Origin of the sequence: Providencia alcalifaciens (genome assembly GCF_020271745.1) — a bacterium.
Taxonomy (GTDB): Bacteria; Pseudomonadota; Gammaproteobacteria; order Enterobacterales; family Enterobacteriaceae; genus Providencia; species Providencia alcalifaciens_B.
The window spans coordinates 1,047,891-1,059,764 of sequence record NZ_CP084296.1; the positions used below are offsets into that span (position 1 = coordinate 1,047,891).

Annotated in this window: 12 protein-coding genes; 1 reads left to right on the forward strand and 11 read right to left on the reverse strand. The window is 44.8% G+C overall.

Going from position 1 to position 11,874, the window contains the following annotated elements:
- Positions 1 to 66 precede the first annotated feature (66 nt).
- The gene (locus LDO51_RS04755; RefSeq protein ID WP_225576546.1) at positions 67 to 831 is read left to right on the forward strand and encodes a CDP-diacylglycerol diphosphatase; all 765 of its coding nucleotides are present in this window, start codon (positions 67 to 69) and stop codon (positions 829 to 831) included.
- 93 nt (positions 832 to 924) lie between these two features.
- Here the strand turns inward: LDO51_RS04755 and rplI are convergent, their stop codons facing one another.
- From rplI to hflX, 11 genes are all read right to left on the reverse strand, one after another.
- The gene (gene rplI / locus LDO51_RS04760; RefSeq protein WP_036948960.1) at positions 925 to 1,374 is read right to left on the reverse strand and encodes a 50S ribosomal protein L9; all 450 of its coding nucleotides are present in this window, start codon (positions 1,372 to 1,374) and stop codon (positions 925 to 927) included.
- A 38-nt stretch (positions 1,375 to 1,412) separates the two neighbouring features.
- Positions 1,413 to 1,640 (reverse strand): 30S ribosomal protein S18, encoded by a 228-nt coding sequence (rpsR, locus tag LDO51_RS04765; RefSeq protein WP_000135199.1) that lies wholly within the window; start codon positions 1,638 to 1,640, stop codon positions 1,413 to 1,415.
- Positions 1,641 to 1,644: 4 nt separating this feature from the next.
- Positions 1,645 to 1,962, reverse strand: a complete 318-nt coding sequence (priB, locus tag LDO51_RS04770; RefSeq protein WP_036948958.1) for a primosomal replication protein N — start codon at positions 1,960 to 1,962, stop codon at positions 1,645 to 1,647.
- Positions 1,963 to 1,970: 8 nt separating this feature from the next.
- Positions 1,971 to 2,366, reverse strand: a complete 396-nt coding sequence (gene rpsF / locus LDO51_RS04775; protein ID WP_006657979.1) for a 30S ribosomal protein S6 — start codon at positions 2,364 to 2,366, stop codon at positions 1,971 to 1,973.
- Between the two features lie 165 nt (positions 2,367 to 2,531).
- A complete protein-coding gene (rlmB, locus tag LDO51_RS04780) occupies positions 2,532 to 3,269 on the reverse strand; it encodes a 23S rRNA (guanosine(2251)-2'-O)-methyltransferase RlmB (protein WP_036948954.1) in 738 nt (245 codons plus the stop codon).
- 83 nt (positions 3,270 to 3,352) lie between these two features.
- On the reverse strand, positions 3,353 to 5,833 hold the full coding sequence (rnr, locus tag LDO51_RS04785) for a ribonuclease R (RefSeq protein WP_154603051.1): 2,481 nt from the start codon (positions 5,831 to 5,833) through the stop codon (positions 3,353 to 3,355).
- 41 nt (positions 5,834 to 5,874) lie between these two features.
- Positions 5,875 to 6,297, reverse strand: a complete 423-nt coding sequence (gene nsrR, locus LDO51_RS04790; protein ID WP_036948950.1) for a nitric oxide-sensing transcriptional repressor NsrR — start codon at positions 6,295 to 6,297, stop codon at positions 5,875 to 5,877.
- Between the two features lie 291 nt (positions 6,298 to 6,588).
- Positions 6,589 to 7,890: an adenylosuccinate synthase gene (locus LDO51_RS04795; RefSeq protein WP_225576547.1), complete on the reverse strand. Its 1,302-nt coding sequence runs from the start codon at positions 7,888 to 7,890 to the stop codon at positions 6,589 to 6,591.
- 285 nt (positions 7,891 to 8,175) lie between these two features.
- The gene (hflC, locus tag LDO51_RS04800; RefSeq protein WP_225576548.1) at positions 8,176 to 9,177 is read right to left on the reverse strand and encodes a protease modulator HflC; all 1,002 of its coding nucleotides are present in this window, start codon (positions 9,175 to 9,177) and stop codon (positions 8,176 to 8,178) included.
- Between the two features lie 2 nt (positions 9,178 to 9,179).
- Positions 9,180 to 10,388: an FtsH protease activity modulator HflK gene (gene hflK, locus LDO51_RS04805; protein ID WP_225576549.1), complete on the reverse strand. Its 1,209-nt coding sequence runs from the start codon at positions 10,386 to 10,388 to the stop codon at positions 9,180 to 9,182.
- A gap of 173 nt (positions 10,389 to 10,561) precedes the next feature.
- The gene (gene hflX, locus LDO51_RS04810; RefSeq protein WP_132496335.1) at positions 10,562 to 11,842 is read right to left on the reverse strand and encodes a ribosome rescue GTPase HflX; all 1,281 of its coding nucleotides are present in this window, start codon (positions 11,840 to 11,842) and stop codon (positions 10,562 to 10,564) included.
- Positions 11,843 to 11,874: the final 32 nt, after the last annotated feature.

Sequence of the window (11,874 nt, forward strand, 5' to 3'; positions counted from 1 at the left end):
AACTACGTATAATTACTGTTCTTTATTACACTTAATGGTTAAACAGGGAAAAGAACAGGAAAATCTATGCTGAAAAACAACAGTACCTGCAAAAAGAAGCTCATTAAAATTATTGTCGTAGTAATTTTATTCTTACTGCTCAGTGTTATTGGCTATATTTCATGGATTAAGTACCATGCTGATGGGCTGTGGAATATCATTAGCCAGCAGTGCATTACTATCAATGATCCCGACCAACGTAATCCATCCTGCTTGAAAGTGGATTTAGACAATCGCTATGTACTGTTTAAAGATAAAAAAGGTCCGGTACATAATTTGGTGCTGCCAACCGATAAAGTCAGCGGCATCGAATCCCCTTTATTACTCGAAGATAATAGTCCCGATTATTTTACGCTTGCTTGGAATGAGCGTGAGAGTGTCACCCCCGTAGGTCAACCCGCTATCAGCGATGATAAACTCGCCTTAGCGATTAATTCGCAATATGGGCGTTCCCAAGATCAACTCCATATCCATATTGCTTGCCTAAAACCACAGGTTATTGAGCTAGTTAACCAACATGCGAATGCAATTAAATCTGAATGGCATGTTTTTCCTGTGCAGTTAGAAGGCCATGAGTATTGGGCAAAAAAATTAGATAACCAACAAAGCCCTTTCAAGCAATTAAATGAATATGTTCAAGCACATAATGACAGCATGGGGAACTATGGACTGGCGGTGACGGAGCTTAAAGATGGTTCGATGGTGTTATTAGCGAATCGGATGGATGTTTGGCAGTTTAATTTAGGTAGTGCGGGAGAATTGCTGGATTACCAATGCTCAGTCAATCAGTAAGTTTTACAAACGTTAGAAATAAAAAAACACCGGATCCCCGGTGTTTTTTTATTGTGCCACCGCGTTAACAGTGGCAACTATCATCATTATTGATTACTCAGCAACGATGATAACGTTCAGCTCTGCGAAAACATCGCTGTGTAACTGGAAGTGAACTTCGTGGTCACCAGTAGTACGCAGAACGCCGTTTGGCAGGCGAACTTCGCTTTTCGCAACTTTAACGCCAGCCGCAGTGATTGCGTCAGCGATGTCACGAGTACCGATTGAACCGAACAGTTTACCTTCGTCACCAGCTTTAGAAGCCAGAGTAACAGAACCCAGCGCAGTAACAGCTGCTGCACGAGCCTGTGCTGCTGCCAGAACGTCAGCTAATTTAGCTTCCAGTTCAGCGCGGCGAGCTTCGAAGAATTCAACGTTTTTCTTAGTCGCAGGAACAGCTTTGCCCTGTGGTACTAAGAAGTTACGAGCGTAGCCCGATTTAACGTTAACTTGGTCACCCAGGCTACCTAGGTTAGCTACTTTATCAAGCAGAATAACTTGCATTACCTTATCCTCTATTAGTCGTTAATGGACTGTACCAATTACTGATGACGATCAGTGTATGGTAACAGAGACAGGTAGCGAGCGCGCTTGATAGCACGAGCGAGCTGGCGTTGATATTTTGCACGAGTACCGGTGATACGGCTTGGTACAATTTTACCACTTTCAGTGATATAGTTTTTCAGCGTTGCGATATCTTTATAGTCGATCTCTTGAACGCCTTCCGCTGTGAAACGGCAGAACTTGCGACGACGGAAATAACGTGCCATATGGCTAGTCTCCAGAATCTATCAAATCAATCTGCTCGGCATGTAAGACTAATTTACTGATTCCATTACGTCCCTGATGGGTACTAATGAAACCTGTAACAGTAATCAGACTGCCGACCGTTATACTGTGAGTATGGGTTTGTAAGGCTTGTCCGCTGGCAATGACGGGCATTCTGCACCATGCTTGCCGTGACATTCCAGCTTCCTGTTGTCCAGAACGATGTTCTAAAACAAACTGGCAATGTGGAATGCCGGACGGACTCACTTTTCGAATCAATGCTTTACAGACTGTGCCTGTCAACACTAGACGATTAGTGATCACCTGAGCAATTACTCTTCAGAATCCCCAGTTTCTTCTGCTTCTTCGTCTTGATAATCATCAGACATGTCACGGCCGCGACGTTCGTCTTTGGCTTTGACCATTGGAGAAGCTTCTGTTACTGCGTGTTTTAAGCGCATAACCATGCTGCGGATAACGGCATCGTTGAAGCGGAAGTTAGTTTCCAGCTCATCAATCGCTTCCTGTGGAGCTTCTACGTTCAGCAGAACATAGTGAGCTTTGTGCAGTTTGTTGATTGGGTAAGCCAGTTGACGACGGCCCCAGTCTTCCAGACGGTGAATCTGACCTTGTGCGTTAGTGATAACAGCACTGTAACGCTCGATCATGCCCGGAACCTGTTCGCTTTGGTCAGGATGGACCATAAAAACGATTTCGTAATGACGCATTAGTAGTTGCTCCTTACGGATTATTAGCCTCCTGTCTGGGTTAACCGCGGCCCGCGGAGGCAAGGAACTTGTTGAGTGCGGCTAAAAAATTGACGCGTAACTATACCCATCCCAGATAAAAAACTCAAGAGATGGGGACAAATTAAGCAAAAATTATTTTATGATTTATTTGGCAATGCGTTGGCGTACTGCTTCAAACAGGCACACGCCCGTTGCCACAGAGACGTTCAGCGATGAAACTGACCCTGCCATTGGGATGCTAATCAATTCGTCGCAATGTTCGCGAGTCAAACGACGCATACCTTCGCCTTCCGCGCCCATCACTAATGCGATAGCGCCAGTCAGCTTACTTTGATACAAGTTATGGTCAGCTTCGCCGGCGGTGCCAACAATCCATACATTGTACTCTTGCAATAAACGCAAGGTTCTTGCCAAGTTAGTCACACGGATCAGCGGAACGTTTTCCGCCGCGCCACAGGCCACTTTCTTCGCGGTTGCGTTCAATTGTGCAGATTTGTCTTTCGGAACAATCACTGCATGAACACCAGCTGCGTCTGCGCTACGTAAACACGCGCCTAAGTTATGTGGATCAGTCACGCCGTCGAGGATCAGTAAGAATGGCGATTCGGTGCTTTCCAGTAAATCCGGAAGATCACCTTCTTGATACTGCTTGCCCGCTAATACATTGGCGATAATCCCTTGGTGTACCGCACCTTCAGTTTGTGCGTCCATCCATTGGCGATTTGCCACTTGCACCACAATGCCCAACGCTTCGATTTCATGAACGATAGGCATCAGGCGGCGGTCTTCACGACCTTTTAAAATATAGACTTCTTTAATACGTTGTGGAGAACGCTCAAGCAGGGCTTTCACTGCGTGAATGCCGTAAATAATTTCGCTCATAAATATCTTTTAGGTTGAGAACATTAAATAGGTGGAAAATCAAAAGGTGGCGATTGCCCGCCACCTTGCATCATGACACGCGCTTATCCCTCTTGTTTTTGGGATTTTTTCGCCACGCGTTTGGCTTTTAACTTGGCGCTGATTTTTTTGGTTTTATCGGACGGCTTTTTGCTTTTCGCTTTACCGTTTCCTTTACCTTCAGGTTTCGCGTCTTTGCTGTCTTTTTTGCCTTTTTTCTCTGAACGACGAAATGCAGAATCAGGTTCGAAGTTTTTCTCTTTGCTTACGTCGCCTTTTCGACGGGCTGAACGTGTCGCATTTTTAACTTCTTTCTTCATCTTATCCCGTGTGGTTTTACCCGGGTTTTTCGCTTTTCGTGTGGTTGAAATTAAAGCAAAATCAATGGTGCGCTCATCCATGTGTACCGCTTCTACACGGATTTCCACTTCATCGCCAAGGCGATAAGTTGTACCGGATGATTCACCGATTAAGCGCTGTCCAACCGCATCATAACGATAATAGTCGTTATCAAGGGTCGAAATATGCACTAATCCATCAATAAATAGGTCATTTAAGCGAACAAAGAAACCGAAACCCGTCACGCTAGTGATAAGCCCAGTAAACACTTGCCCTACTTGGTCTTGCATGAAGTCACATTTTAACCAATCGGCGACGTCACGGGTAGCTTCATCTGCACGGCGTTCGGTCAGTGAGCAGTGCTCACCCAATTGCAGCATGCTGTCCATATCGGAGTGCCATCCGCCCGTTTCCGTCCAGCGCTTATCTCCATGACCATGCTCTTTTGCCAGTAAGTATTTAATACCACGGTGCAAGGTTAAGTCAGGATAACGACGAATTGGCGAGGTAAAGTGCGCATACGATTTCAGACCTAAACCAAAGTGACCGCGGTTTTCTGGATCATAAATCGCTTGCTTCATTGAACGTAAAATCATGGTCTGTAACAGCTCATGGTCTGGACGTTCAGCCACTTCGTTCATCACTTGGGCGTAATCTTTTGGCTCTGGTTTCATGCCACCCGGCAGAGTTAAACCTAACTCACTGAATACTGAGCGTAAGTTCATAACGCTCTCTTCTTTCGGACGGTCATGTACACGGTATAGGGCAGGCTCTTCGTTTTTCTCAACAAATCGCGCTGCCGCAATATTAGCTAAAATCATGCACTCTTCAATTAATTTGTGTGCATCATTACGCTCTACAGGCTCAATACGCTCAATGCGACGTTCCGCATTGAAGATAAATTTGGCTTCTTCAGATTCAAACGAAATAGCGCCACGCTCAATACGTGCTGCATCCAATGCTTTGTATAACTGATGTAAATGCTCGATATGAGGCACTAACGCTTTGTAATGCTCGCGTAGTTCTTCATCGCCTTGCAACATTTTCCATACTTTGGTGTAAGTTAAACGTGCATGGGAGCTCATCACCGCTTCATAGAATTTATATGAAGAGAGTTTCCCGGATGCCGAAACTGTCATTTCACACACCATACACAAACGATCTACGCCTGGGTTGAGTGAACATAATCCATTAGACAGTACTTCCGGTAGCATTGGTACAACTTGGGATGGGAAGTAGACCGAGTTACCACGGCTATGGGCTTCCGTATCCAGTGCAGTTTGTGGGCGGACATAATAGCTCACATCAGCAATCGCCACCCATAAACGCCAGCCACCGCCTTTTTTCGGTGCACAGTAAACGGCGTCATCGAAGTCACGAGCATCTTCGCCATCGATGGTGACAAGTGGAAGATCGCGCAGATCCACACGCCCTTTCTTCGCAGCTTCAGGGACTGTTTCACTGTAATCAGCCACTTGCTTTGTCACTTGTGGCGGCCAAGAGTGCGGAATTTCATGAGTACGTAATGCGATTTCAACCGCCATGCCCGTACCCATGGTTTCACCGAGTACTTCGACAATATTTCCAACAGCTTGAGAGCGGCGTTGTGGGCGAGTTTCTAATTCCACCACCACCACGTTACCCATACGGGCGCCACACTGTTTGTCTTTCGGAATTAAAATATCGAAACTTAAACGGCTATCATCAGGAACCACAAACCCCATTCCCGCTTCAATAAAATAGCGCCCTACAATTTGGTTATTGCGCGGCTCTAATACACGGACAACACGCACTTCAGTACGCCCTTTACGGTCTTGACCATAAGGTTGAGCCAAAATCACATCACCATGTAAAGCGCGCTTCATCTCATCTTGAGACAAGTAATAATCTTCTTTTTTACCTTCGACACGCAAGAAACCATAGCCATCACGGTGACCAATAACTTTACCTTTTAATAGGTCAATACGTTCTGGTAATGCATAACATTTGCGGCGAGTGAAAACTAACTGACCATCACGTTCCATCGCACGTAAGCGACGACGTAATGCTTCCAATTCATCTTCCGTAGAGAGGTTGAGTAGCTGTGCAATTTCTTCACGGTTTGCAGGGGCTGTGCGCTTAGATAAGAGATCTAAAATAAACTCTCTACTCGGAATTGGGGATTCGTATTTTTCTGCTTCTCTTTCCTGAAAAGGATCGTTTGACATTGTTACCTCCATTGTCATCAGAGTGATAAATTACTGAGACATTAATCGAGCAGTAATTGATACAGTGGACTATTATCTTTGACCATGTCCGCTAGCGTATATTGGTCTAGTTCTTGTAAAAATTGTTGTATCGCCTTTTGCAGGACACCTTTTAGGCGGCAGGCCGGCGTAATATGGCAAAATTCGCCACTACAATTGACTAGAGTGAGTGGTTCTAATGCGCGAACGACATCACCAATCCGAATTGACTCGGCTGGTTGCCCCAGTGCGATCCCACCATTTTTACCTCGAGTGGCTTTAACATAGCCAAGGTGACTTAGCTGATTAATAATTTTAACCATGTGATTACGAGAAACACCATACACCTCAGTAACTTGTGTAATGCTCGTCATCTGCCCTTTTTCTAGGGCGGCTAAGTAGATTAGGGCTCGTAACCCATAGTCAGTAAAACTTGTCAGCTGCACAATCACCTCAAAATTTTTGGCGCTACAAATATGTCATGAAATACTTATCTGCCATTTTCGTTATATTTGTTTTCTGGCTACCATCTAAAGTACATTTTGAACGATTTTCTACAGTATATCGCCTTAGTTTTAGTCTAGCCCATCCTTGCCTGTAAAGATGCTTACAATGGCACAGAATGTTCAACTTGATGGATATTATCTGAAAATTTTAGCGTTTTATCAAAAAGGAATTCATCGGAAGGAAAATGGGAGAGATAAAAAAACAGCGCTCAGTGAGCGCTGTTCATTTTATTACTCAACGTCAAACGGATCACGCAGGATCATCGTTTCTGAACGGTCTGGGCCAGTTGAAATAATATCAACAGGAATGCCCGTCAGCTCTTCAATGCGTTGGATGTAATCTAAAGCAGCTTGTGGCAGTAACGCTCTTTCTTTAACACCAAAAGTCGTTTCGCTCCAACCAGGCATGACTTCATACACTGGCTCTAAGCCTTCCCACTCATCAGCCGCCAAAGGTGTAGTTTCTAACACTGCGCCATCTTTACGACGATAACCTACACAGATTTTTACTTCTTTTAAGCCATCTAAAACATCCAGCTTAGTTAAGCAAAAACCTGACAGAGAGTTAATTTGTACTGCGCGGTTAATCGCAACGATGTCTAACCAACCAGTACGACGCTTACGACCAGTGGTTGCACCGAATTCTTGACCTTTCTCACGCAGGAATTCACCCGTTTCATCGAACAGCTCAGTTGGGAATGGACCTGCACCAACACGCGTTGAATAAGCCTTGATGATCCCCAGTACATAGTTCACATAACGTGGGCCTAAGCCAGAACCTGTCGCAACACCACCCGCCGTTGTGTTTGAAGAAGTTACATACGGATAAGTACCGTGGTCGATATCCAGTAGAGTACCTTGTGCACCTTCAAACATCACTAATTCATTCTTCTGATGTGCTTTATAGAGCAAATCAGAAACATCAATTACCATGCTAGTCAGCAGATCTGCAACAGACATGATGTAATCTAATGTTTCTTGGTAATCAACCGCAGGCTCTTTGTAATAATTAACCAGTTGGAAGTTATGGTATTCGATGATTTCTTTTAATTTTTCAGCGAAAGTTGCTTTATCGAATAAGTCACCAACACGCAGACCACGACGTGCAACTTTATCTTCGTATGCAGGACCGATACCACGACCAGTTGTACCGATAGCTTTTGCTCCACGCGCTTTTTCACGAGCATTGTCTAATGCGATGTGGTAAGGCAGGATCAGTGGGCATGCTTCAGAGATACGTAAACGCTCACGAACAGGAACACCGCGATCTTCCAGTTCTTTCATCTCTTTCATTAAAGCATCAGGTGCAAGAACAACACCATTAGCAATGATGCTGATGACATTTTCACGAAGAATACCGGATGGAATTAAGTGGAGAACGGTTTTTTCACCGTTTACAACAAGAGTATGGCCAGCATTATGGCCGCCCTGATAACGAACTACATATTTAGCTCGTTCTGTCAGCAAGTCAACGATCTTGCCCTTCCCTTCGTCACCCCATTGGGTGCCCAGTACGACAACGTTCTTACCCATTTCGAAATACACTCGGTTGCTTAAAAATGAATTCTACCATCAAAAATGAACTGTTCCAGTGATATTTTGGCATTACAAAAATTTTTTTCTAGAAAGCAAGTAAAATGGTAGTTTTATTTCTGTCGTAGACTCAAAGTGAATTTTCCCAACCTGAGCAGCTCAAATTTTCCCTGAAAAATCCATCACTTAAAACGACAGGCGAAAAAAAGCCCACCGAAGCGGGCTTTTCTTTATTAGATTAACAGTAATTTAAGCTCGTTGCACGTAACTTAAGCTGTTTATCATTTAATCCGTTGAACGCAGCTTAGTTGGCGCCTTCATAAAGCGGAAGAAATCAGTGTCTGGGCTAAGCACCATCACATCATCACCGGTCTTGAAGCTCTGCTCATAAGCACGTAGGCTACGAATAAAGGCATAAAACTCTGGGTCTTGGTTGAATGCATCGGCAAACAGTTTCGTTGCCATTGCATCACCTTCACCTCGCAGGGTCAGTGCCGTACGCTCTGATTCTGCCAGTGTTTCTGTTACTGTCTTATCCGCTACCGCACGAATTTTAGTTGCTTCTTCTTGACCTTGTGAACGGTGCTGACGCGCTACCGCTTCACGCTCTGCACGCATACGTGCATAGATGGCTTCAGAAACTTCATTTGGTAATTCAATACGTTTGATACGCACGTCAACCACTTCGATACCTAACGCCGCCATACTGTTTGCGTTCACAACCAGAGGCTTAAGGTTAGTTTCTTTTTCAACACGAGCCGCTGCATCTGCAATTGCAGCATCAGCGTCTTTGGTTGCTTCGTCGGTTGCGGTACCTTTGTTCAGTGCATCACGAACATCAACAGTTAAACGACCACGAGAGTCAGTGATGATGTCTTTAACGCTTAAACGACCAAACTCAGAACGTAAACGGTCACTGAACTTACGCTTTAACAGGGTTTCTGCTTGGAATGGATTACCGCCGCCAGTCGCTACATAGTAACGGCTGAAGTCAGTGACACGCCATTTCAGGTATGAATCCACCATTAAGTCTTTGTTTTCGCTAGTCAGGTAACGGTCAGCTTGAATTTCTAACGTTTGAATACGTGCATCTAGCATCTTCACAGTTTCAATAAATGGAACTTTGAAATGCAGACCCGGTTCATAAACGATAGGTTTATTCTCAGAATCACGTAAAACCTTACCAAAGCGTAATACAATACCGCGCTCAGTTTGAGGAACAATAAAGATTGATGCGTAGGCTACCGCTAAAACAGCAATCACTACAAAAATAAATGACTTACGCATGATTATTGTCTCCCTACTCTAACTGCATCACCACGCACAGGATTGTTTGGCTGCGCAGGTGCTGAACTCGTAGAAGATGAATTGTTCGTTGAGTTCGTCATTCTTGCTGACTGATTCACTTTTGGTGCCGCAGTCGTATTGCCCGTCCCACCACGCATGATTTGATCCAACGGCAGTACTAACATGCTGTTGCTCTTATCATTAGCAATCACTTTACGTGTATTGGCTAATACGCGTTCCATCGTTTCGATGTACAAACGTTCGCGGGTAATTTCTGGTGCAGCGCGATATTCAGGTAACATTTTCGCAAAGCTTGCGACCTCACCCTCTGCTTTAAAGACGACGCTCGCCTTGTAAGCTTCAGCTTCTTCGATCATACGTTGTGCGTTACCTTTCGCGAGAGGAAGAACTTCATTTCGGTAAGCATGCGCTTCACGAATTGTTTTTTGTTCTTCTTCCCTTGCGGAAATTACATCATCAAACGCCGCTTTAACATCTTCAGGCGGACGAGCCGCTTGGAAGTTGACGTCCAGCAGGGTAATACCCATCTTGTATGGTGCAATCGTTGCTTCTAGCTCTTTCTGCGTAACATCACGGATAAAGGCTCGATTCGTAGTCAATACTTGCTCCATGGCAGATTGACCAATAACACCACGTACCGCACTATCCAGCGCTTGACGCAGGCTGTTATCAGGATTAGTCACACTAAACAGGTATTGAGCAGGATCGGTAACACGGTACTGAACGTTCATTTCAACGCGGATCACGTTTTCATCTGATGTCAGCATCATACCGTTAGTCGCTTGCTCGCGAACGGTTTCAACGTTCACAGGAACGACTTGATCGATAAACGTTGGTTTCCAGTTCAGACCAGGTCCGACAACACCACTATATTCACCAAAACGTAATACTACGCCACGGTCACTTTCTTTAATGGTATAGAAGCCTGAGCCTGCCCATACTACGACAACCGCAGCAATTGCTAACATACCTAAACGACCACTCAGCTGTGATGGCTGTTTGTTATTGCCTTCACCGCCGCCTTTATTACCGCCGCCGCCAAGCTTGCTGCCTATTTTACGAAAGAGATCGTCGAGATCATAAGCCCCAGGTTTCCGACCACCTTTGTTCCCGCCAGAGTTGCTGCCTTTATTGCCGCTTCCCCACGGATCGCGGTCTTGTCCGTCATTACCGGGCTGATTCCACGCCATGTTTTAGCTCCATTCTTTATGATTGATTTTTAGGGCTAAGAGCGATATTTCTCATCATTCATTTCACCCGAGGATGTCTTGAATCAAGTCGAGGATATTGGGCTCTTAATATCAATTCCATTGCCTAACTACGTTGCGGTTAATTCAGTCAACTAACTGTTTTAACGTCATTTTCAAACAACATAGTTAGGTAATTGTTGCTCTTGCTTGCATAAACGTCGCCAATCCACCATTGGCATACGCACCTCAAGTCCAATAGTGCCGTCTTCTTCTTGCCATTCACGTTCGATGGATTGAAGTTGATAAAAACGACTCCGTAAGCGACCTTCATTCGGCGGTAAACGCAATTCAAAATGTGCGATCTCACCTGAAAGGCATTCCGTTAATGCTTGAAGCAACAAAGGGATACCTTCACCTGTTTGCGCTGAAACCCAGACACGAACAGGCTTGTTATCCTCATCTCTGTCAATACGCGGGACAAAATCGTCGAGCATATCAACTTTGTTCATTACTAAAAGTGTGGGGATCTCATTTGCTTCGATTTCTTCCAGCACACTGTCAACTGCTTGGATATTTTCATCCAGTCGGACATCAACTGCATCAATCACATGGAGCAGTAAAGTGGCTTCACGCGTTTCTTGCAGAGTTGCTTTAAATGCAGCAACCAGATCATGTGGAAGGTGGCGAATAAAACCCACAGTGTCCGCTAATACGACAGTTCCTACATCATCAACATCGATACGACGCAAAGTAGGATCTAACGTAGCAAACAGTTGGTCTGCCGCGTAAACATCTGCCGACGTCATCCGATTAAATAAACTGGATTTTCCGGCGTTGGTGTAGCCCACCAAGGAAACAGTTGGAATATCTGCTTTACTTCTTGATTGACGACCTTGCTCACGCTGTTTTTCGACTCGTCCTAGACGAGATAAAATCTGTTTGATTTTATCTCTAAGTAATCGACGGTCAGTTTCAAGCTGAGTTTCACCAGGACCACGTAAACCAATCCCGCCTTTTTGTCGCTCAAGGTGCGTCCATCCCCTCACTAAGCGAGTGGATAAATGCCGTAATTGAGCTAATTCAACTTGAAGTTTACCTTCATGCGTACGCGCACGTTGTGCAAATATATCTAAGATTACCCCTGTACGATCAACGACCTTACATTGGCAAACCCGTTCGAGATTACGCTCTTGTGCAGGGCTAAGTGTGTGGTTAAATAGCACCACATCCGCACCACTAGCTTCGACGGCTTCAGCGATTTCTTCAGCTTTCCCTTCCCCAACGAAAAATTTTGGGTGAGGAGCCTTACGGCTGCCAGTCACTATTTGTACAGGTTTAACGCCAGCAGACGTCACTAAGGACTCAAATTCTGCTAAATTATCAATATCTTTTTCTTGATCAAAAAAGACATGAACCAGTACAGCTAGTTCACCGCCTTCATACCTATCAAACAAAGTGTAACCTCTTAGGTTAAACAATAATTGCA